The sequence below is a fragment of the Neorhizobium galegae bv. orientalis str. HAMBI 540 genome, from assembly GCF_000731315.1.
GTDB classification, from domain to species: Bacteria; Pseudomonadota; Alphaproteobacteria; order Rhizobiales; family Rhizobiaceae; genus Neorhizobium; species Neorhizobium galegae.
The window spans coordinates 1,755,091-1,777,051 of sequence record NZ_HG938353.1 but is presented as its reverse complement, the minus strand read 5'-3'; the positions used below and the strand labels follow the sequence as shown (position 1 = coordinate 1,777,051).

At 60.8% G+C, this 21,961-nt stretch carries 20 protein-coding genes and 1 tRNA gene; 7 read left to right on the top strand and 14 right to left on the bottom strand.

Annotated elements, in window-relative coordinates:
• Positions 1 to 124: 124 nt before the first annotated feature.
• On the bottom strand, positions 125 to 559 hold the full coding sequence (locus tag RG540_RS09010; RefSeq protein ID WP_157884601.1) for a MarR family winged helix-turn-helix transcriptional regulator: 435 nt from the start codon (positions 557 to 559) through the stop codon (positions 125 to 127).
• A gap of 94 nt (positions 560 to 653) precedes the next feature.
• Between RG540_RS09010 and RG540_RS09005 the strand changes: the two genes are divergently transcribed.
• Entirely contained in the window at positions 654 to 1,520 is an 867-nt protein-coding gene (locus RG540_RS09005; protein WP_038586884.1) for an SDR family NAD(P)-dependent oxidoreductase, read from the top strand.
• A 69-nt stretch (positions 1,521 to 1,589) separates the two neighbouring features.
• On the opposite strand, the gene RG540_RS09000 is transcribed toward RG540_RS09005, so the two are convergent.
• The 4 genes from RG540_RS09000 to RG540_RS08985 form a co-directional block, all read right to left on the bottom strand.
• Positions 1,590 to 1,679 (bottom strand) — tRNA-Ser (locus RG540_RS09000).
• Between the two features lie 53 nt (positions 1,680 to 1,732).
• Entirely contained in the window at positions 1,733 to 2,212 is a 480-nt protein-coding gene (locus RG540_RS08995) for a GNAT family N-acetyltransferase (protein WP_038586881.1), read from the bottom strand.
• Between the two features lie 73 nt (positions 2,213 to 2,285).
• Positions 2,286 to 2,903, bottom strand: a complete 618-nt coding sequence (locus RG540_RS08990; RefSeq protein ID WP_038586878.1) for a J domain-containing protein — start codon at positions 2,901 to 2,903, stop codon at positions 2,286 to 2,288.
• A gap of 129 nt (positions 2,904 to 3,032) precedes the next feature.
• Positions 3,033 to 4,187, bottom strand: coding sequence for an MFS transporter (locus RG540_RS08985; protein ID WP_038586875.1), 1,155 nt, complete (start codon positions 4,185 to 4,187; stop codon positions 3,033 to 3,035).
• A gap of 283 nt (positions 4,188 to 4,470) precedes the next feature.
• On the opposite strand from RG540_RS08985, the gene RG540_RS08980 reads away from it, so the two are divergent.
• Positions 4,471 to 4,896, top strand: a complete 426-nt coding sequence (locus tag RG540_RS08980; RefSeq protein WP_038586872.1) for a DUF4864 domain-containing protein — start codon at positions 4,471 to 4,473, stop codon at positions 4,894 to 4,896.
• Positions 4,897 to 4,907: 11 nt separating this feature from the next.
• On the opposite strand, the gene tgt is transcribed toward RG540_RS08980, so the two are convergent.
• From tgt to coaD, 5 genes are all read right to left on the bottom strand, one after another.
• Positions 4,908 to 6,038 carry a tRNA guanosine(34) transglycosylase Tgt gene (gene tgt / locus RG540_RS08975; protein WP_038586869.1) on the bottom strand — a complete coding sequence of 377 codons (1,131 nt, stop codon included), beginning with the start codon at positions 6,036 to 6,038 and terminating at the stop codon, positions 4,908 to 4,910.
• On the bottom strand, positions 6,035 to 7,120 hold the full coding sequence (queA, locus tag RG540_RS08970; protein WP_038586867.1) for a tRNA preQ1(34) S-adenosylmethionine ribosyltransferase-isomerase QueA: 1,086 nt from the start codon (positions 7,118 to 7,120) through the stop codon (positions 6,035 to 6,037). Before queA ends, tgt begins: the two co-directional genes overlap by 4 nt.
• Positions 7,121 to 7,185: 65 nt before the next feature.
• Complete coding sequence (locus RG540_RS08965; protein WP_038586863.1) at positions 7,186 to 7,695, bottom strand: peptidylprolyl isomerase; 510 nt, start codon at positions 7,693 to 7,695, stop codon at positions 7,186 to 7,188.
• A gap of 78 nt (positions 7,696 to 7,773) precedes the next feature.
• Positions 7,774 to 8,346 (bottom strand): peptidylprolyl isomerase, encoded by a 573-nt coding sequence (locus tag RG540_RS08960; RefSeq protein ID WP_038586859.1) that lies wholly within the window; start codon positions 8,344 to 8,346, stop codon positions 7,774 to 7,776.
• Between the two features lie 27 nt (positions 8,347 to 8,373).
• Positions 8,374 to 8,868 carry a pantetheine-phosphate adenylyltransferase gene (gene coaD / locus RG540_RS08955; protein WP_038586856.1) on the bottom strand — a complete coding sequence of 165 codons (495 nt, stop codon included), beginning with the start codon at positions 8,866 to 8,868 and terminating at the stop codon, positions 8,374 to 8,376.
• Between the two features lie 435 nt (positions 8,869 to 9,303).
• On the opposite strand from coaD, the gene RG540_RS32345 reads away from it, so the two are divergent.
• The gene (locus RG540_RS32345) at positions 9,304 to 9,459 is read left to right on the top strand and encodes a hypothetical protein (RefSeq protein ID WP_155414821.1); all 156 of its coding nucleotides are present in this window, start codon (positions 9,304 to 9,306) and stop codon (positions 9,457 to 9,459) included.
• A gap of 292 nt (positions 9,460 to 9,751) precedes the next feature.
• On the opposite strand, the gene gyrA is transcribed toward RG540_RS32345, so the two are convergent.
• Positions 9,752 to 12,568 (bottom strand): DNA gyrase subunit A, encoded by a 2,817-nt coding sequence (gene gyrA, locus RG540_RS08950; protein ID WP_038586853.1) that lies wholly within the window; start codon positions 12,566 to 12,568, stop codon positions 9,752 to 9,754.
• A 227-nt stretch (positions 12,569 to 12,795) separates the two neighbouring features.
• Between gyrA and RG540_RS08945 the strand changes: the two genes are divergently transcribed.
• Positions 12,796 to 13,425 carry a MarC family protein gene (locus RG540_RS08945; RefSeq protein ID WP_038586850.1) on the top strand — a complete coding sequence of 210 codons (630 nt, stop codon included), beginning with the start codon at positions 12,796 to 12,798 and terminating at the stop codon, positions 13,423 to 13,425.
• Between the two features lie 109 nt (positions 13,426 to 13,534).
• On the top strand, positions 13,535 to 14,683 hold the full coding sequence (locus tag RG540_RS08940) for an HPP family protein (RefSeq protein ID WP_038593378.1): 1,149 nt from the start codon (positions 13,535 to 13,537) through the stop codon (positions 14,681 to 14,683).
• 252 nt (positions 14,684 to 14,935) lie between these two features.
• Here the strand turns inward: RG540_RS08940 and RG540_RS33115 are convergent, their stop codons facing one another.
• Entirely contained in the window at positions 14,936 to 15,346 is a 411-nt protein-coding gene (locus tag RG540_RS33115; protein ID WP_244446640.1) for a hypothetical protein, read from the bottom strand.
• Between the two features lie 268 nt (positions 15,347 to 15,614).
• Entirely contained in the window at positions 15,615 to 16,163 is a 549-nt protein-coding gene (locus RG540_RS08930) for a single-stranded DNA-binding protein (protein WP_007763736.1), read from the bottom strand.
• A 249-nt stretch (positions 16,164 to 16,412) separates the two neighbouring features.
• Between RG540_RS08930 and uvrA the strand changes: the two genes are divergently transcribed.
• Complete coding sequence (gene uvrA / locus RG540_RS08925; RefSeq protein WP_038593374.1) at positions 16,413 to 19,334, top strand: excinuclease ABC subunit UvrA; 2,922 nt, start codon at positions 16,413 to 16,415, stop codon at positions 19,332 to 19,334.
• Positions 19,335 to 19,358: 24 nt separating this feature from the next.
• A complete protein-coding gene (locus tag RG540_RS08920) occupies positions 19,359 to 20,171 on the top strand; it encodes a DUF72 domain-containing protein (protein WP_038586848.1) in 813 nt (270 codons plus the stop codon).
• Here the strand turns inward: RG540_RS08920 and RG540_RS08915 are convergent.
• Positions 20,168 to 21,649: a bifunctional ADP-dependent NAD(P)H-hydrate dehydratase/NAD(P)H-hydrate epimerase gene (locus tag RG540_RS08915; protein ID WP_038586845.1), complete on the bottom strand. Its 1,482-nt coding sequence runs from the start codon at positions 21,647 to 21,649 to the stop codon at positions 20,168 to 20,170. The two genes, RG540_RS08920 and RG540_RS08915, sit on opposite strands and share 4 nt — an antisense overlap.
• Positions 21,650 to 21,961: the final 312 nt, after the last annotated feature.

The following is a 21,961-nucleotide window of genomic DNA, read 5'->3' as shown; positions in this document are numbered from 1 at the left end:
AGCACTACGTGTACGCTATAGCCCTCTAACGCCGCATTTTGTCGACTTCTCGATGGCCACTGAACGAAGTTCGGTGGCCATACCGTGTGGTTGGCCTCGTAATGCCCGCGCTGCCATTTGTCTTTCAAGTTCGATTGAACTTCCTCAGCAAACCGATGAACAGAGTGAGTTCGGCATCACTCCACCCATCCATGCGCGAAAAGAACGCGTCGGATTTGACCGCGTTCGCGGCTTGAATTCCGTTATGGCCCGCGTCCGTCAGGCTATAGACGATCGCCCGCCCGTCGTCCGGATCAGCCGAAGTGTCCGCCAGCCCGTTGTCGCAAAGGGATTTTGCCAACCGGCTGACGGCGCTTTTGTCCATACCGAGCCGGTCCGCGAGGCCCCCGGCCTTTGTGGGACCCTGGCTGGCAAGCATGGCGGCAAGTTGGTACGCGGCCGGCTGAAGATCAGGATGAAACCGAGCGGCCGAAGCGGCCATGACGGTGCGGGAGGCCACGAGCAGGGCGTTCAGCTCGCTGCCCAGCTCTGTCGCAAGCTCCTTACGCGTCTTGCTCATTTCCATCCTCCAACAGGCCGCACAAGGAAATTTAGTGGACATTTGTCCACCAATTTGATTGATGGATATATACCAACCAGATGGTGCTGTGCCTATGTCCGCTCGACCAATAATTCTCATCACCGGCGCCACTGACGGCATCGGGCAACTCGCCGCTTTGGACCTGGCCCGACGCGGCGCGCACCTCATCCTCACCGCGCGCAGCAAGGCCAAGGCCGACCGGACTTGCGCCGCGATCGAGGCAGTCGCGCCCGGTACGCCGGTCGATGTGCATTTCGTCGACTTCTCCGACCTGGCGGCCGTGGTGATGACCGGCAAGGCCATTGCTGCGCAGCATCCGCGCATAGATGTGCTCATCAACAATGCGGGACTGCACGCCTTCGAGCAGCGCGTCACCAGGGACGGTTATGCGGAAATGATCGCCGTCAACTATTTCGCCACTTGGCTGCTGACGGATACCTTACGGGAAACCCTCGTGCATTCTGCGCCATCGCGGATCGTCACCGTTGGCTCGGAAGCTTCGCGCCAGAGTGGCGGCCTCGATATCGAAAAAGACTTGCTCGACATCGCCCCCTTCACCGCGCGGGGATCATCGAGGATCTATGGCCGCACCAAGCTTCTGGACATCATGTTCTCCCTCGAACTGGCCCGGCAACTCGACGGGACGCGGGTCGCCGTCAACTGCCTGTGTCCGGGCTTCAACGTCACCGGTCTCGGCCGTGAACTGAGCTTCGCTCGCCCGCTCGCCACGGTGCTGAACTGGCTTGGCATCGGCAATCCCAAGCGCGGCGCGGGGGCCATCGTAGGGCTGGCTACCGATCCGGCGTTCGGCAAGCAGACCGGGGCTTATGTCTCGGCGAAGAACGCGCGCCTGCTAACACCTGTTGCCCCAGCGGATAGCGAAGAAGCACGGCGACACTTGTGGGAAAAGACGACCGAAATGCTTGCCCGCTTCCGCTGATGCGGCATTCGGCGGCGCTTGCGTAGCCATCGCGCAGAATATCGCGCCATGGCGTAGAATCGGCGGTTCTGGCGGAAGAGGTGGGATTCGAACCCACGGTACGGTTTCCCGCACGCCGGTTTTCAAGACCGGTTCCTTAAACCACTCGGACACTCTTCCAGTGCGCTGGCTTTATAACGGTCGCGGGTCCAGCGTCAACCTCACCTGCTCTATCAGCCCTCGGCAAAGCTTTTCAGCGTCTCGCCGGAAAGCCTGTAGCGGATCCACTCGGTCATCGGTTCGGCGCCGATTGCCTCGTAGACGCGGATCGCCGGCTCGTTCCAGTCGAGGACGCTCCATTCGAAACGGCCGCAACCGTTCTCGACGGCGATCTGCGCCAGCCGTTTCAGCAGCGCCTTGCCGGCGCCGAGCCCGCGCGCCTTCGGCGTCACATACAGGTCTTCGAGATAAAGCCCATTCTTCGCCTGCCAGGTCGAATAGCTGAAGAACCAGATGGCCATGCCGATGGGAACGCCGTCCTGCTCGCAGACCAGCGCATGGGTCACCGATCCGGTGCCGAAAATGGAGTTCCCGATCGTCTCGGAGGTCGCCGCGACCTCGTGCTCGGCTTTTTCGTAGATCGCCAGCTCGCGGATGAAACCGAGTAATGTCGCCGCATCCTCGCGGACGGCCTCACGTATGGTCAACGCCATCGAAAACCCTTTGGATTGAATGGGCTGAAGCTATGTCTTGAAGCTATATTGGGTGTCAAGACCGGCTGTACGCCTACTCCGCCGCGGTCTTGATCTCGATCACCTCGACCTCGTAGGAATAGCCATCCAGCATGCCATAGGCCTGCTCGATATTGCCAATCTCGGTCTCGGCCTTGCCGATCGCGTCGTCGATCGCGACGCAGCGGGATTTCAGCATGCGTCCCAGGACGTCCGTGTTAGGCTTGCGGCCGATGCGATCGATATGATTGCGGATGCGGGCGCGATGGCGCTCCATCTCCAGAATATGGAAGCGGGCGTTGACGATCTTGTCGGTCAGCTTGCGGCGCATGGCGGCGACAGGATCAAAACTGCCCGGCTCGCGCTCATCGAGGATGATCTCGTTGACCAGCGTTTCGAGAATCATCAGCCCCTGCAGATCCTTGGTATCGGCGAGTTCCGGGTCGTAACCGGTGTCGTCGTAGACCTTGCGGCGGACGGGATCGGAAAGAAGTTCGTAGGATGCCGTCAGCTTTCCGAACGCATCGACGTCGCCGCCGGCGTCCGGATGAACCGTTTTTGCGCGTTTGCGATAGGCCGACTTGATGGCAACGCCATCCGCCTCCCGCGAAACACCAAGCATCTCATAAGGGTCGATCACAGTGTCACCTGTTTTCGGCAAATCCGATTTCATTGTCTAACGGCTAAGGCCAGTGGTCTCAACCCCTCGCCCACTGTTATGGCCAATTATGGGCAGGGTCATGCCCCTGCCAGCCTTTCCCACAGGCTTAGTCCGGTGGGCCCGCAGGCTAGTCCGATGGGGCTATCTCCGCCGCCGCGGCCAGGACGGGCGGCGGCCTTCGGCGACGGGCGCCATCAGGAAGCTGACCAGCACGCAGGGCAGCAATACCAGGAAGGTCGCGACAAGGCTGACATGCTCGGCGATGAAGCCGAGCAATGGCGGCACGCCGATCGTCGACAGCATCAGCGTCAGCGACAGCGCCGCAAGGTTTTCCGACGGCCTGCCCTTGCCACGCGCGATCGTCGTCGAGACTGCCAGCGGAAAAGCCAGCGCCACGCCGCAACCGATCAGAAAAAGTGCGGCGCCTGCAAGTGTCAAGCTCGGCATCGCCACGAGGAGTACAATCCCAAGAGCGACGGAAACGGCCGAGGCACGCACCAGGATTATGGAGCCGAAACTATCCCGCAGCATGTCGCCGGAAAGCCGCGTCAGCCCCATGCCGACGGTAAAGGCAGCATAAAGCACGCCGGCAATCGCCGGGTCGGCCTTCAGTTGTTCGCGCAGAAAAAAGATGCCCCAGTCATAAACCGCGCCCTCGACGATGCAGAGGCCGAAAACCATGATGCAGATCAGCACGATCGTCCTGTCGGGAAGCACGTAGGTAGATCCCTTGCGATCGGGCGGCGTCTCCGGTGCCGGGTCTTTGGGGGTAACCCAGAAGACGAACAAACAGGCGGCGATGACGAAACCGGTGGCGAGCGTCTGCTGCACAAAGGGCGTCACCGCCTTTTCGGCCAGGAAGCCCGAACAAAGAGAGCCGGCCAGCAGGCCGACCGACCAGAAACCATGGCTGCGGGACAGTACCTTCCGACCCGTTCGCTGCTCTATGCCGGCGGAAATCATGTTGGCAGCCACGTCGAAAATGGTGCGGAAAAAACCGAAGAGAAAAAAACAGATCACAAACCCGGCGACCGGAAGGATTGTCAGCGCCGGCGTCAGCAGGGCGCAGATCGGCAAGGTGACGAGCGCCGTCAGCCGCGGCGTCAGACGGTCGTTGATGCGGCCGGCCAGTGGCAACGCCAGAAAGGTACCGACAGGCGCGCTCAGCAGGGCCAGACCGAGGCCGGCCTTGTCGATTCCCAGCGACGCCTGGATCGCCGGCAACCGCGTGAACAGCGAAATGAAGAGGATGGCATTGCTGAAATAAAGCAGCGCCGGCGGTAAAAGATTTTTCATCGAAATGCATGTCCGGGCGAATCAAACTTCCCGCCGCATTCCTGACAGCGTCGGTGGATACCGACAAGCCGCGATAACGGGACGCTGCCTTGCGCAACCCACAGGCGGAATATCACGAAAACGTGCGGATAACGGCAGGGCGCGCTTCGACACGTCATCATTCTGTAATCGTTCGGATTCGTTTGCATTCCAGAAAGGCGTTGCGCAAAAATTTTGCAGGCGCCATCTTCTCCTTGCGCCTAAAGGCGCTAGCCTTCTGGTGCTCGCCCTTGGAGAAAGCCCGATGCTGGTTCGATATGTTGCCGTCGTTCTGTGTTTCGCTCTCTGTTCCCTTACCGCCGTCAAGGCCGAGGATCCGGTCGCCAATGCCCAGGCGGTGATTTCCAGCCAGATCGCCGCGCTGATGCATGACGATGCGGAAAAGGCCTATTCCTTCGCCTCGCCCGGGATCCGCAGTCTCTATCCCAACAAGGACCGGTTCCTGGATATGGTGCGGAAAACCTACGAGCCGGTCTATCATGCCGGCAACTATGCCTTCGGCCGCTCGAAGATGATCGGCGGCGGCGAAGTGGTGCTGCAGGAAGTGATGATCAGCGCCAGGGAAGGCAAGGACTGGACTGCCATCTACGAGATGCGGCTGATGGACGACGGATCCTACAAGGTCAACGGCGTGCGGATGATCCGCAACACCGCCAGCCAGGGTATCTGACGCCCGTTTGATCAGACGGGATCGATATCGCCCTTCGCCCACATTTCCTGGGTTTCGGCATAGAAATCGGCGAACCGGCCCTCGGCGATCGCCTGGCGGATGCCCTTCATCAGGTCCTGATAATAGTTCAGGTTGTTCCAGGAGAGCAGCATACCGCCGAGCGCTTCGTCGGCGCGCACGAGATGATGCAGGTAGGCGCGGGAATAATCGCGGGCGGCCGGGCAGCTCGATTCCTCGTCGAGCGGCCGCATGTCCTCCGCATGGCGGGCATTGCGGATATTGACCTTGCCGCGGCGGGTGAAGGCGAGCCCGTGACGGCCCGAACGGGTCGGCATCACGCAATCGAACATGTCGATGCCGCGCGCCACCGATTTAAGCATGTCGTCCGGCGTGCCGACGCCCATCAGGTAACGCGGCTTTTCGAACGGCAGAACGGGAAGCGTCGTTTCGAGCATCTTCAGCATGACGTCCTGCGGCTCGCCGACCGCGAGCCCGCCGACCGCATACCCCTTCAGATCGAGCTGTTTCAGGCCTTCGGCGGAGCGGATGCGCAATTCCGGCTGGTCGCCGCCCTGGACGATGCCGAACATCGCCTTGCCCGGCTGATCGCCGAAAGCGACGCGGCAGCGCTCGGCCCAGCGCAGCGACAGTTCCATCGCCCGTTCGATCTCCTTTGGCTCGGCAGGCAGCGCCACGCATTCGTCGAGTTGCATCTGGATGTCGGAACCGAGCAGGCCCTGGATCTCGATCGAACGCTCCGGCGACATGTGATGCAGGCTGCCGTCCACGTGGCTCTTGAAGGTGACGCCCTTTTCGTCGAGCTTCCGAAGGCCCGACAGCGACATGACCTGGAATCCGCCGCTATCGGTGAGGATCGGATGTTTCCAGCGGATCAGCTCGTGCAGGCCGCCCAACCGGGCGACGCGCTCGGCGCCCGGCCGCAGCATCAGGTGGTAGGTATTGCCGAGGATGATGTCGGCGCCGGTGTCGCGCACCTGGTCCAGATACATGGCCTTGACGGTGCCGACCGTGCCGACCGGCATGAAGGCCGGGGTGCGGATCGTGCCCCGCGGCATGGTGATCTCACCGAGCCGCGCGCCGCCATCGGTGGCCTTGAGATTGAACTGGAAAGTCTCGGTCATCGGTTGTCCCGGAAAAGAAGGCTGGAATCGCCATAGGAATAAAAGCGGTAGCCGGTTTCGATCGCATGGGCGTAGGCCGCCCGCATCGTCTCCAGACCGCAGAAGGCCGAAACGAGCATGAACAGCGTCGATCGCGGCAGGTGGAAATTGGTCATCAGCATATCGACCGCCTTGAAACGGTATCCCGGCGTGATGAAGATGCCGGTCGCGCCGCTCCAGGGTTTTATCGTGCCGTCATCGGCAGCGGCGCTCTCGATCAGACGCAGCGATGTGGTACCGACGCAGACGATGCGCCCGCCGGCGCGTTTCACCGCATTCAGCCGTGCGGCTGTCTCGGCGCTGACATGGCCGATCTCCTGATGCATCTTGTGCCCGGTCGTGTCGTCCGCCTTGACCGGCAGGAAAGTCCCTGCCCCGACATGCAGCGTCACGAAATGCCGTTCGATGCCGGCGGCGTCGAGTGCCGCGAAAAGCTCCGGCGTGAAATGCAGGCCGGCGGTCGGAGCCGCGACGGCGCCCTCCTCGCGGGCATAGATGGTCTGGTAATCCTTTTGATCCTGCGCATCTTCCGGGCGCTTGGCGGCAATATAGGGTGGCAGCGGAATGTGCCCGACCGCCATGATCGCTTCGTCGAGTGCAGGGCCGGAAAGATCGAAGCGCAGAGTGACTTCGCCGCCCTCGCCTTTGTCTTCCACGGTTGCGGCAAGCGAACCGATCAGGCAGGCACTGCCGCCATGTCCGAATTCGATCCGGTCGCCGATCTTGATGCGTTTTCCCGGCTTAGCGAAGGCCTTCCAGCGATCGGGGGCGACGCGCATGTGCAACGTCGCGGAAACCTGCTGGCCGCCCGCTCCTTCGCGGTGGCGGATGCCTTCCAGCTGCGCCGGTATGACCTTGGTGTCGTTGAAGACCAGCGCGTCGCCCGGTCTCAGAAAACCCGGCAGATCGGACACGCGGTGATCGGCAAGCACCGGTTCGCTCTGCGGCCGGACGACGAGCAGCCGGGCGCTGTCACGCGGGCTCGCGGGCCGCAGCGCTATATTTTCGTCCGGGAGATCGAAGTCGAAGAGATCGACGCGCATGGATTTTCCAAAAAAGCGAAGCCCGCCCCGCCGACAGACGGAGCGGGCCATTCGTTCCGTCGAGATCAGACGTCGGCGGCGACGCGGACCGAGACGATCGAGTCCGGATCTTTGACCGGCTCGCCCTTCTTGATCTGGTCGATGAAGTCCATGCCTTCGATGACCTGGCCCCAGACGGTGTACTGCTTGTTCAGCCACGGTGCATCGGTGAAGCAGATGAAGAACTGCGAATTGGCCGAGTTCGGGCTCTGCGAACGGGCCATGGAGCAGGTGCCTCGCACATGCGGAACGGCGGAGAATTCAGCCTTCAGGTCCGGCTTTTCCGAGCCGCCCATGCCGGCGCGGGCCGGGTTGAAGCTCTCGGAACCCTGCTTGCCGAACTTCACGTCGCCTGTCTGGGCCATGAAATCGGGAATGACGCGATGGAAAACCACGCCGTCATAGGCTTTCTCGCGGGCAAGCTCCTTGACGCGGGCGACGTGGCCCGGCGCCAGGTCCGGCAGCAACGAAATGACAACCTTGCCCTTGGTGGTTTCCACGATGAGGGTGTTTTCCGGATCCTTGATCTCGGCCATATGCTTTCTCCTTAATTCGGCGCCCGATTGTCGTCCGCGACTGGGCGCCCTTCGTTTAGTTCTTCGCCTTTTGGGCGCTTACTTCTTGCCGACAGTGACCTTGATCATCTTGTCGGGATCGGTGACTTCGCCATTGCCGCCCTGGCCACGCTTGATCTTGTCGACAAATTCCATGCCCGACACGACCTTGCCAACCGCCGTGTACTGGCCGTCCAGGCTCGGATATTTGGTGAACATGATGAAGAATTGCGAGTTTGCGGAATTCGGATCCTGCGAACGCGCCATGCCGACGATGCCGCGCTCGAACGGCACTTTCGAGAATTCGGCCGGAATGTTGGGCATTTCAGAACCGCCCATACCGGCACGAGCCGGGTTGAAGCTTTTGCCGCCCTGCTTGCCGAACTGCACGTCGCCCGTCTGGGCCATGAAGCTGTTGATGACGCGATGGAAGACGACATTGTCGTATTCGCCCTTGGCGGCAAGGGCCTTGATCTGCGCAACATGTTTCGGCGCAACTTCCGGCATCAGCTGGATCACCACAGGGCCATCCTTCAGCTGGATGGTCAGGAAATCATCGGGCGCGGCGAGAGCCGGCAGGACCATCGAAGCGAGGGCGAAAGCGCCGGCAACGGCAAGACGAAGCAGTTTCATGGAAAGATCTCCGGGGTTCGGAAACGATCAGCGTTTCAGCTTGTTGTTCAGGGCCTTGAGGACCGCGGCAGGCACGAAGGCGCTGACGTCGCCGCCCATGGCCGCGATCTGCCGGACCAATGTGGCCGTAATGGGCCGCGAGGCGGTGCCGGCCGGCAGGAAAACAGTCTGGATATCCGGTGCCATCTGCCGGTTCATGCCAGCCATCTGCATTTCATAATCGAGATCGGTGCCGTCGCGCAGGCCGCGGATCAGAAGGCCGGCGCCGTTGGCGCGGGCGGCGTCGACCACCAGCTTGTCGAATGAAACGACCGAAACGTGGCCCGCCTTATCCGGCAGCGCCTCTGCAAGCGACGCCCTGATGAGTTCGGCTCGCTCCTCAAAGGTGAACATCGGCACCTTGCCTGGATGAATGCCGATCGCGACGATCACCGTGTCCGCGACATTCAGCGCCTGGACGAGTACGTCCAGATGGCCGTGGGTCATCGGATCGAAAGAACCGGGATAAAAAGCAGTGGTCATGCCGAGGTCCGGGCCTGTTTCAGCGAAATTTTGACGCCTTTTGTCACGGAAGCCGCTCTACCGCAAGCATCTCGCAATTCTGAACGAAAGATGAATGGCCCGTTCAAGGGCGTTTCAGCGGCCCTGTGGTCTTATGACGATCGTGGCGGGTGAAAGACCCGTCCGTATCTCGGGAGAAACGACGACAAATGCTGGCTTTGATGGTGATGGGAGCCGTGGTTCTCGCTTTTGCACTGGAGGCTTTCGTTGTCGCCTTCGGACCGGAAGAAGCCTGAAAGACTTCGAATTCTGAACGCCAGATGAACAGAGCATTCAAGGAGGCTTCAGAGCGACAAGGTTAAGTATCTCTCAAAATGCGGTGGAACCTGTTTGCGCGGTGCGCGTTCAGGCTAACAAGAAGGACAGATGGCGATGATCGCGAGAAGGAAAACGATCATGCTGGACAAGATCACCATGATCAACCTGGTCTGGACGGCCATGATTGCGGTGATGCTGACGGCAACAGTAACCCTTTATCAAGATAAATCCCAATTGGCAGATCTGAATTATCCGCAGGTAACGGGTCGTTATAGCGATCTCTCGTACTACTGAGGCGGATACACGGACCAGAAAGGATTCCCATGTTCGTGACGTTGACAGTACTTGCAGGTTTGATCAGCATCATGTTCGTGGCTTCCGTGGCCTCAACGATTTCCGAGCTCCGGCGCGAACGTGCCGACATGAAGGATTTCAGGGATTTCTCGCGCCGTCACAGCGCATTCTGACGATTTCACTGTAGCGAACCGCCTTCACAGACTTTCCCGTCGCAAGCGGTTCAAACAAAAGCCGGAGGATTTTCATCCTCCGGCTTTTTAGTGTGCCCGGTTTTTAGGGGGAATGCGGCCTATTCGGCCGCACCCTCATCCGTCGGGCCGGCTTCCGGAGCGGCGGCGCCGAGATCACCGGTCTCGCTGACGATTTCCTCCGGCAGACCATTGCCGTTCTCTTCGTCGCCTTCCGGCTCGCTGATACGCTCGACCGAAACAACCTTCTCATCTTTCGCCGTCGAGAAGATCGTGACGCCCTTCGTGGCGCGGCTGGCGATGCGGATGCCGTTGACCGGCACGCGGATCAGCACGCCGCCATCGGACACGAGCATGATCTGGTCGTTGTCCTCGATCGGGAAGGCGGCAACCAGTTCGCCGATCTCCGCGGTCTTGGACGTATCGGTGGCGCGGATGCCCTTGCCGCCGCGGCCCGATGTGCGGAAGTCGTAAGAGGACGACCGCTTGCCGAAACCTTTTTCCGAAACCGTCAGCACGAACTGTTCCCGTGCCTTCAATTCCTCGTAACGCTCATCGGAGAGCTGTCCCTCTTCGGTGACTTCCTCACCCACGAGAGCGATGTCCTCCTCGTCCACGCCAGCGGCGCGGCGTTCGGTCGCCGAACGCTTGAGATAGGCCGCGCGCTCCCAAGGCTCCGCATCCACATGGCCGACGATGGTCATGGAGATGATGCGGTCGCTGTCGCCGAGCGTGATGCCGCGCACGCCGATCGAATTGCGGCCGGCAAAGACACGCACGTCACCGACGGGGAAGCGAATGCACTGGCCGAGCGCGGTGGTCAGCAGCACATCGTCCTGATCGGTGCAGGTCTCGACGGAGAGGATTTCGTCGCCCTCTTCCTCGAGCTTCATGGCGATCTTGCCGTTGCGGTTGACCTGCACGAAGTCCGACAGCTTGTTGCGGCGAACGGTGCCGCGAGTGGTCGAGAACATGACGTCCAGGTTATCCCAGGTTGCCTCGTCCTCGGGCAGCGGCATGATCGTGGTGATGCGTTCGCCGGGTTCCAACGGCAGCATGTTGATCAATGCCTTGCCGCGGGACTGCGGCGTGCCGATCGGCAGGCGCCAGACCTTTTCCTTATAGACGATGCCGCGCGAGGAGAAGAACAGTACCGGCGTGTGGGTATTGGCCACGAACAGGCGCGTGACGAAATCCGCGTCGCGCGTCGCCATGCCGGAACGGCCCTTGCCGCCGCGACGCTGGGCACGATAGGTGCCGAGCGTGACACGCTTGATATAACCGAGATGCGAAACGGTGACGACCATGTCCTCGCGGGCGATCAGATCTTCGTCGTCCATTTCGAGGCCGGCATCAAGGATCTGCGAACGGCGCGGGGTGCCAAATTCATCGCGCACGGCGGCGAGTTCGTCCTTGACGATCGTCTGGATGCGCAGACGCGACGACAGAATGTCGAGATAGTCGCTGATCTCGGCGCCGATCTTGTTGAGTTCGTCACCGATTTCATCGCGGCCGAGCGCCGTCAGGCGGGCGAGACGGAGCTCGAGGATGGCGCGGGCCTGTTCCTCGGACAGATTGTAGGTGCCGTCCTCATTAATCTTGTGGCGCGGATCGTCGATGAGGCGGATCAGCGCATCGACGTCCTGAGCCGGCCAACGACGGGTCATCAACTGCTCGCGCGCCGTCTGCGGATCGGGAGCGCGGCGGATCAGGAGGATGATTTCGTCGATATTGGCAACCGCGATCGCAAGCCCCACCAAGACGTGGGCGCGTTCGCGAGCCTTGCGCAGCAGGTATTTCGTGCGCCGGCTAACCACTTCCTCGCGGAAGGAGACGAAGGCGCGAAGCATGTCGAGCAGCGCGAGCTGTTCCGGCTTGCCGCCATTCAGCGCCACCATGTTGCAGCCGAAGGAGGTCTGCAGCGGCGTGTAGCGATAGAGCTGGTTGAGGATGACGTCGGCATTGGCATCGCGCTTCAGCTCGACGACAACCCGGTAACCCTGGCGGTCGGATTCGTCACGCAGGTCGGAAATGCCCTCGATACGCTTTTCACGCACCAGCTCGCCGATCTTCTCGACCATGGTCGCCTTGTTCACCTGGAAGGGAACTTCGGTGATGATGATCTGCTCGCGGTCGCCGCGCATCGGCTCGATCGCTGCGACGCCGCGCATGATCACTGAGCCGCGGCCGGTCTCGTAGGCGGAACGGATGCCGGCCCGCCCGAGGATCAGGGCACCTGTCGGAAAGTCCGGACCGGGAATGATTTCCATCATTTCCGGCAGTTCGATCGCCGGATTGTCGATCAGGGCGATACAGCCGTTGATAACTTCCACCAGATTGTGCGGCGGGATATTGGTCGCCATGCCGACGGCGATGCCGCCTGCGCCGTTGACCAAAAGGTTCGGGAATTTCGCCGGCACAACGACGGGCTCGGACAGCGTGCCATCGTAGTTGTCGCGGAAATCGACGGTTTCCTTGTCGAGATCGTCGAGCAGCGCATGGGCCGCCTTCTCGAGGCGGCATTCGGTGTAACGTTCGGCCGCCGGCGGGTCGCCGTCGATCGAACCGAAATTGCCCTGACCATCGATCAGCGGCAGGCGGAGCGACCAATCCTGGGCCATGCGCGCCAGCGCGTCATAGATCGCCGAGTTGCCGTGCGGATGGAATTTACCCATCACGTCCCCGGTCACACGGGCGCATTTGACGTATTTCTTGTTCCAGTCGATGCCGAGTTCCGACATGCCGTAGAGGATGCGCCGGTGGACCGGCTTCAATCCGTCGCGGACGTCAGGAAGGGCGCGGCTGACGATGACGCTCATGGCGTAATCGAGGTACGACCGCTGCATCTCTTCCATGATGGAAATGGGTTCGATGCCTGGAGGCAGCTTTCCGCCGCCGGGTGTGCTTTGCTCAGTCAAATCGGATCACGATCTCTGTTCGGAATCAGTTTCTTTTTTATAGCGGAAAGCGGTTCCGAGCGCCAATTTCCACAATGGTTTTGAACAGCTTTTGCGGCTTTAACGCGGCTTTTGAACAAGGTCGAAGCATGCCGCGACGCGGACGGAGTGGGCTTTCTTTCGCTGCCGGCCTGTCCTAACAATCTTCGCATGCGACTGCAAGGATTGCAGCCCGACAGGGAGAGGATATGGCGACCCCCGATATGCTGGTCAATGCCCTGACCACGATGCTCGTGACACTCGACCCGCCCGGGCTGGCGCCGGTCTTTCTGGGCTTGACCGTCGGCATGACCGCCCTTCAGCGGCGCCAGGTCGCCTTCCGAGGGTCGCTGATCGCCTTCGGCATCCTCGCCGTCTTTGCGCTGTTCGGTTCGAGCGTGCTCGGGCTGCTCGGCATATCGATCGGCGCCTTCCGCATTGCCGGCGGTCTGCTGCTCTTCTGGATCTCCTTCGAAATGGTGTTCGAGAAACGCCAGGAGCGGAAGGAAAAGACGTCCCAGGCCGCAATCACCATCGACCATATCCACAATATCGCGGTGTTTCCGCTGGCGCTGCCGCTGATTGCCGGACCGGGCGCGATCTCAGCCACGGTCCTGCTTTCCGGCACCCTGCCCGGCATTGTCGACCGTGCGCTCTTCATCGGTGTCATCGCGCTGATCATGCTGCTCGTCTACGCGACGCTTCTGGTCGCCGAGCGGCTCGACCGTTTCCTCGGCGTCACCGGAAGGGCGATCCTCACCCGTCTGCTCGGCGTGATCCTCGCGGCGCTCTCCGTCCAGTTCGTCGTCGACGGGGTGCGCTCAGCCTTCAATCTTTAGGCGCCGCAATCTTTAGGCAAGAAGACCCCCTGCCTTATAAGACACGGGCGACAGCGCGGAATTTTCTGCTAGAACGCGATTCATCTCACCTCACTCGAAGGTCTCCATGATGCGCCGCATGTTGCGCCGGCTCCTGCCGGAAGCCACCCCCGTCAGCCCCAAGGAAAGATTGCGTGCAGCGCTTGGCGCGCTCGCGGGCATTCTGGTGACCGGACTGCTGGGAAGCCTGGCTTTGAAGGCAGATGCAACGCTTCCGGCACTGGTCGCCCCTATGGGGGCATCGGCGGTGCTGCTGTTTGCAGTGCCTTCCAGCCCGCTTGCACAGCCGTGGTCGATCCTCGGCGGCAATATCGTCGCAGCCCTGGTCGGCGTGACCGCCGCTCTATTGATAACCGATCCGTTCCTGGCCTCGGCGGTGGCGATCGCCGTTGCCATCGCGGCGATGATGACGCTTCGGTGCCTGCATCCCCCGAGCGGCGCGATCGCGCTGACCGCAGTGCTCGGCGGACCGACGATCCATGAACTCGGATACGGTTTCGTGTTCTGGCCGGTCGCCGGCAATTCGCTGGTCCTGCTGCTGATCGCGCTGGCCTTCAACAATCTGACGGGACGTCGTTACCCGCACGCGGCCAAGCCGGCGGCGGCCGATCATGGTACGACCGACCCCGCCTCGATCCAGCGCATCGGCTTTACCTCCGCCGACCTCGACGATGTCCTGAAAGAATACGACGAGTTCCTGGATATCGATCGCGACGACCTCGAAACGATCCTGCGGCGGACGGAATTGCGCTCCTATCGCCGGCGCGCCGGCCACCTCGATTGCGCCAGCATCATGTCACGCGATGTGGTGGCGGTGGCGCCGGACAATTCGCTGAAAGAGGCGCACGATCTGATGCGCCTCCATCACTTCAAGGCCTTGCCGGTCACCAATGACAGGGCGGAAGTAGTCGGGATCGTCACCCAGACCGATTTTCTCGACAAGGCGAACTGGACGAGGGGGAAGCCAAGGATCGGATTTGCCCAGCGCCTGCGCCTCGTTCTGTCGGGCGCCAGCGCGCCGAACGACACGGTCAAGGACATCATGACGACGCCGGTCAAGACGGTTGGCCCGGCCACGCCGATCGCAGACGCGATCGTCATCTTTGCCGAAGAAGGGCTGCACTACCTGCCGGTAACCCGGGAGAACAACAAACTGGTGGGCATTCTATCGCAATCAGACGTCCTGGTCGCGATGCTCGCCGACAAGGCGGCCGCCTGAGCAACAATTCAGGCAGCTGCCGTTTCAGAGATCGATGGTAGCCGACCGATCAGAACGGTAATAGGGAATGAAACTGTAAACTGAGAGAGAGATACCAGCAATATCAGGCTCCTAGAGGAACGATCATCACGCTGTTTCGATAAAATGTAAATATATGATCCGATTCCAGGCCAAAACCGGCCTGTAGTTTACAAACGGCCTAAGACCGGGCGTGAAGGCTGTGCATACAGCCGCTTCCTGACCTGCGCCCTGCTACCTGGTAGGGTTGAAGTACAGGGGCACGATCAAATGCCGGACCTGGAAGTCCCGTCCCGTATTAACGTGTGTGTGGACCGATCGCCGGAACAGCCCTTGTGTTATGGCTCCGTCAAACCTGACATCCTTCCGTGCGACAGCGAGCCTTGACTGGTATTCTGAAAGAACGAGATCCGCCCTCGCTCCGAAGCAGTAGATGATCATCTCCCCGGCATCCTGACCCGCAAGGCCTGTGCTGTATCTATCCGCGAGGTATCGGCCGCAGAAGCCGACCAAGTCAATGATCTCACCAAGGGACAGGAAGACGCCTTCCCTGAGGCGCTCGCCGATATCTACTCCCCGGAGGTCGGCCCAGAGGTAGAGAAACATCAGCGAGCGAAGTTCGTTGAACAAGGTGTTCGGCTGCATGCCAAGCGCCCGTCGTTCAGCAGTGATCCAGAATGTAGGCCCTCGAGCGGAAGACCTGTGGCGACTTGAACTAGGAACGGCATCCGCTCGCCATCGGCAAAACGGGACCATCGCACAGCATACGGATTGAAGGGCTTAGTTGACAAAATTCAACGCTCCGCTACCACCGAATAAGTGACTATCCAGTAGAAAGCGGCTTGTCAACGATATTATTCTATGATTACAATGCGATCAGCATTCTAGTTTACAAAGGCCGGAGCGCTCCAAGCTAGAACGGGATGTCGTCGTCGAGATCGCGGGAGAAATTGCCGCCTGCCGGCTGACCGCCGGAGGACTGACCGCCGCGGCTCGCACCGCCTGCCGCCGGCCGGCGCTCGTAATCGTCGCCGCCGCCAAAATCGTTGCCGCCGAAGTCATTGCCGACACGATTGCCGCCAGCACCACCACGGTCGCCGCCGCCCTCGCCGCGACCGTCCAGCATGGTCAGCGTCGAGTTGAATCCCTGAAGCACGATTTCCGTCGAATAACGGTCGTTGCCTGTCTGGTCCTGCCACTTGCGGGTCTGCAGTGCGCCTTCGATATAAAGCTTGGCGCCCTTCTTCACATATTGCTCGACGACCTTGCAAAGGCCTTCGTTGAAGACGACGACCGTATGCCATTCGGTCTTCTCGCGGCGTTCGCCGTTGTTGCGATCGCGCCAGGTTTCGGACGTGGCGATGCGAAGGTTGGCGATCGGCCGGCCGTCCTGCGTCCGGCGGATTTCAGGATCAGCCCCCACATTCCCCACCAGGATTACCTTGTTCACACTACCAGCCATATTCGTCACCTCATCTGCCGCCCGGCCGGCGGCACCAAAAATCAATCGCGGCACTTTAGCCCATCGGGCTCAGCCATTGGGGTTTTTGCGACCTTTAATCCACAGGCAAATTTGTTCTTTATTTGTTCTAATTTATTCCTATAGTGCTGTCAACCGACTCGGGAACGGTGCCGCATCGCAGCAGTTTCGTCTCGACAGCCACGGATCTATCACTACATAAGGACCTTCAATCCTCCCGAGAGCATGAAGATGAGCGAACTGAAGAGCATTTCTATACGTGGTGCGCGCGAGCACAATTTGAAGGGCATCGATCTCGATCTGCCGCGCAACTCGCTGATCGTCATGACCGGCCTGTCGGGTTCGGGCAAGTCGTCGCTCGCCTTCGACACGATCTATGCGGAAGGCCAGCGGCGTTATGTCGAAAGCCTTTCGGCCTATGCACGCCAGTTCCTGGAAATGATGCAGAAGCCGGATGTCGACCAGATCGACGGGCTTTCGCCGGCGATCTCGATCGAACAGAAGACGACCTCGCGCAACCCGCGCTCGACGGTCGGCACCGTCACCGAGATCTACGATTATATGCGCCTGCTTTTTGCGCGCGTCGGGGTGCCCTATTCGCCGGCGACCGGCTTGCCGATCGAAAGCCAGACAGTCAGCCAGATGGTCGACCGCATCCTGGCCTTCGAGGAAGGCACGCGTCTTTATATCCTGGCGCCGATGATCCGTGGACGGAAGGGCGAGTATAAGAAGGAACTCGCCGACCTGATGAAAAAGGGGTTTCAGCGCGTCAAGGTCGACGGCCAGTTCTACGAGATCGCCGACGTTCCGGCGCTCGACAAGAAATACAAGCACGATATCGATATCGTCGTGGACCGGCTCGTGGTCCGTTCCGATATTGCCGCGCGTCTGGCCGACAGTCTCGAAACCTCGCTGAAACTGGCCGATGGGCTGGCGGTCGCCGAGTTTGCCGACAAGCCGCTGCCGCCGGGAGAGACTTCGGCCGGCGGATCCGCGAACAAGTCCCTCAACGAAACGCACGAACGGGTGCTTTTTTCGGAAAAATTCGCCTGCCCGGTCTCCGGATTCACCATTTCGGAAATCGAGCCACGGCTGTTTTCGTTCAACAATCCATTTGGCGCCTGCCCCACCTGCGACGGTCTCGGATCGCAGCAGAAGGTGGACGAGGCGCTGATCGTGCCGGAGCCTGCCCGGACGTTGCGCGACGGCGCGATTGCGCCATGGGCGAAATCCACCTCGCCCTATTACAACCAGACGCTGGAAGCGCTTGGCAAGGTTTTCGATTTCAAGCTCTCCAGCCGCTGGAACGAGCTTTCGGCGGAGGCGCAGAAAGCCATCCTCGAGGGCACCGAGGAAAAGATCGAATTCCACTATGCCGATGGCGCCCGCTCCTACAAGACGGTCAAGAATTTCGAAGGCATCGTGCCGAACCTCGAACGCCGCTGGAAGGAAACAGATTCCGCCTGGGCACGCGAAGAGATCGAACGATACATGTCGGCCGCCCCCTGCCCGGCCTGCAACGGCTATCGCCTCAAGCCCGAAGCGCTGGCGGTCAAGATCAACAAGCTGCATATCGGCCAGGTGACCGAGATGTCGATCCGGATCGCGCGCGACTGGTTCGAGGTGCTGCCGGAACAGCTGAACGCCAAGCAGAACGAAATCGCAGTCCGCATTCTAAAAGAGATCCGCGAACGCCTGCGGTTCCTGAACGATGTCGGCCTCGATTATCTCAGCCTGTCGCGCAATTCCGGCACGCTCTCCGGTGGCGAAAGCCAGCGCATCCGGCTTGCCTCGCAGATCGGCTCCGGCCTGACCGGCGTACTGTACGTGCTCGACGAGCCGTCGATCGGCCTGCACCAGCGCGACAATGCCCGGCTGCTCGATACGCTGAAACACCTGCGCGACATCGGCAACACGGTGATCGTCGTCGAGCATGACGAAGACGCGATCATGAGTGCCGACTACGTGGTCGATATCGGCCCGGCGGCTGGCATCCACGGCGGACAGGTGGTGGCGGAAGGCACGCCCAACGAGGTGATGGCCAACCCGAAATCGCTGACCGGCAAATATCTGTCAGGCGAACTCGGCGTGCCGGTTCCGACGGAACGCCGCAAGCCGAAGAAGGGCAAGGAAATCAAGGTTTTTGGCGCCCGTGGCAACAACCTCAAGAATGTCACGGCCGCCATTCCGCTTGGCGTCTTTACTGCCGTGACCGGCGTGTCCGGCGGCGGCAAATCGACCTTCCTGATCGAGACGCTCTATAAATCCGCCGCACGCCGCGTGATGGGGGCGCGCGAAATCCCGGCCGAACACGACAGGATCGATGGCTTCGAGCATATCGACAAGGTGATCGATATCGATCAATCGCCGATCGGCCGCACGCCGCGATCGAACCCGGCCACCTATACCGGCGCATTCACGCCGATCCGCGACTGGTTTGCCGGTCTTCCAGAAGCGAAAGCTCGTGGCTACCAGCCCGGCCGTTTCTCGTTCAACGTCAAGGGCGGCCGCTGCGAGGCCTGCCAGGGCGACGGCGTCATCAAGATCGAGATGCACTTCCTGCCGGACGTCTACGTCACCTGCGACGTCTGCCACGGCAAGCGCTACAATCGCGAGACACTCGACGTCACCTTCAAGGGAAAATCGATCGCCGACGTGCTCGACATGACGGTCGAGGAAGGCGTCGAGTTCTTCTCGGCGGTGCCAGCGGTGCGCGACAAGCTGCAGTCGCTCTTCGAGGTCGGCCTCGGGTACATCAAGGTGGGCCAGCAGGCCAATACGCTTTCGGGTGGCGAGGCGCAGCGCGTCAAGCTAGCGAAGGAACTGTCGAAACGTTCGACGGGGCGCACGCTTTATATCCTCGACGAGCCGACGACCGGCCTGCATTTCCATGACGTCGCCAAGCTTCTGGAAATGCTGCAAGAACTGGTGAACCAGGGCAATTCCGTGGTGGTCATCGAGCACAATCTCGAGGTCATCAAAACGGCCGACTGGATCATCGACATCGGCCCGGAAGGCGGCACCGGCGGCGGCGAAGTGGTCGCGGCCGGCACGCCCGAGCAGATCGTCAAGGAAAAGCGGTCCTATACCGGCCAGTTCCTGAAAGAACTGCTGGAGCGGCGGCCGGTCAAGAAGGTGGAAGCGGCGGAGTGAAGCTCTGCACAGGGGAGGCAATTCATGACCAAAGCCGGCACTATTCGCACGGGCATCGGCGGCTGGACCTTCGAGCCGTGGGAAGGCACGTTCTACCCTGAAAAACTGGCCAAGAAAAAACAGCTCGAATATGCGGCCAGCAAACTGAAGGTGATCGAGGTCAACGGCACCTATTACGGATCGCAGAAGCCGGAGACCTTCGCCAAATGGGCATCCGAGGTTCCAGATGGCTTCATCTTTTCGCTGAAGGCCAGCCGCTTCACCACCAACCGCAAGGTTTTGGCAGAGGCGGGGGAGTCGATCGAAAAATTCCTGACCCAGGGACTGACCGAGCTCGGCGATCATCTCGGGCCGCTGCTCTGGCAGTTCGCGCCGACCAAGAAGTTCGAGGCGGACGATTTCGAAGCCTTCCTGAAATTGCTGCCGAACAAGCTGGACGGGCTGAAGCTGATCCATGTGGTCGAAGTCCGTAACGACACATTCAAGGTGCCGGAATTTATCGCGTTGCTCGCGAAATATAACATCGCGCCGGTCTGTGCCGACCATTTCGACTATCCGATGATCGCGGACGTCACCGCGGATTTCGTCTACACGCGCCTGCAAAAAGGCTCGGACGACATCAAGACCTGCTACGCCGAAGAGGATATGAAGGCCTGGGCGAAAAGGTTGGAAACCTGGGCCGAGGGTGGCGTGCCGGACGACCTGCCGCTGGTCGATGACAAACATAAGCCGAAGAAGGAGCCGCGCGACGTTTTCGCCTTCTTCATCCATGAGGGCAAGGTGAACGCTCCCTATGGGGCAATGGCGATGCGTGAACTTTTGGAAAGCCGCAGCTAGAGATCCAGCCTTACGCCGGCATGGGTGGCGAGGTCTTCGGCCGTCATGCCCCTGCCCGCCCGCTTACCGGCTTCTCCATGCAGGTAAACGCCCGCCGCGGCCGCCTCGAATGCGGGCATGCCTTGAGCGAGCAATGCACCGATCACGCCGGCGAGCACATCGCCGGAACCGGCAGTCGCCAGCCACGGCGGTCCGTTGGTATTGATGTAGGCGCGTCCGTCGGGGCTGGCGATCACCGTGTCGGCGCCCTTGTAGACAATGGCAGCGTGAGCGCGGGCGGCGGCGGTCACTGCCTTTTCCACCTTGCTCAGGCTGTCATCTGTAGCGATGTCGGGGAAAAGCCGGGCGAACTCGCCCTCGTGCGGCGTCAGCACCAAGTGGGGCTCTCCGCCGGCAAAGGCATCATACAGATCCGAGGGCTTTTCCTTGAAGGAGGTAATCCCGTCGGCGTCGAGCACCAGCGGCCGACCCTTCAATGCCAGCGCGAACTGCCTCGCCTTCTTGCCGATGCCAAATCCCGGTCCGAGCACGAAAGCGGCAAGCTTCGCCGTGCGAAGCCAGTTTTCCAGGTCTTTGACCGTGTCTACCCGGTACAGCATGATCGCGGTCAGCCAGGCCGCGTTGACCGGCATGGCATCGCTTGGCGAACCGACCGTCACCAGGCCGGCCCCGGCTTTCAGGCCCGCGGTCGCCGAAAGGCGAGCCGCACCCGTCTTGCCAGCCTCGCCTGAGAACACGGCCAGATGTCCGCGGCGATATTTGTGGGTGTCGCTTCCCGGCTCGGCCAGCAGGCCACTCCACAATTCGGGTCCATTCTCTCTTATCCTGCCGGCAACCTCGCGGATGATGCGGGCCGGAATGCCGATATCGAAAACCTCGACGTCACCGCAGAGAGACCTGCCCGGCAGCAGCAGGTGGCCCGGCTTGCGGGTCATGAAAGTGATCGTATGGGCAGCCTGGAAGGCGCCGCCGAGCGGCACGCCCCGCCTCCCGCAGAGACCGGACGGCAGGTCCACCGCAAGAACTGATATCCCCGCCTCGCCGACCTTGCGGATCACCTCCGCGACAATGTCGGGCACGTTGCGTGTCAGGCCGGCACCGAACAACGCGTCGACCACCACGTCGCCGGCCCGCGGTTGATAGACTTCGAGCGGTTTCGACGACAGACCGCAGAGGTCGCGCGCCTGCCTTGCATCGCCCTTCAGTGTTCTGGGATCGCCGAGATGATGGACGTCAACGGTGGCGCCGGCTTCGGCAAGCGCGCGGGCCGCGACATATCCGTCCCCCCCATTGTTTCCGGGACCGCAGAATGCGACAAAACGCAAGGCGCCCGGAAAATGCCGAAGCGCGGCGGCAGCAATCGCGCGGCCTGCCCTGTCCATCAGGTCAAAGGACGGAATGCCGGATCGGGCAGAGGCGGCGTCCGCCGCCGCCATCTCGTCGGGCGTCAGAAGCAGTGAAACAAGCGAAGCATCCATAGCGCTATTGAACGGAAAGATGATCAGAAAACAAGCGCCTCTTCTCTAGCCAGAATGGCATAGAAATTATGCAAATGCTTAAATAAGTGACTTTGTCTTGACTATATTCGCCATCGCTTAAGTTTCGAAAAAACTTCAAAAAACTCCGATTCTTGTGTCGCAACGCACAAATTTCGAGAAAAATGGAAGCAGTTTTGCCACTGAACCTGCTGTTTTATGGGGAATCGGTGCAAAACCGCATTGTTTTTTTGAAAGTGCCATGTGAGTTTGGCACGATAACTGCATTGGCATGGGCGAGCGGGTAACGGCCTG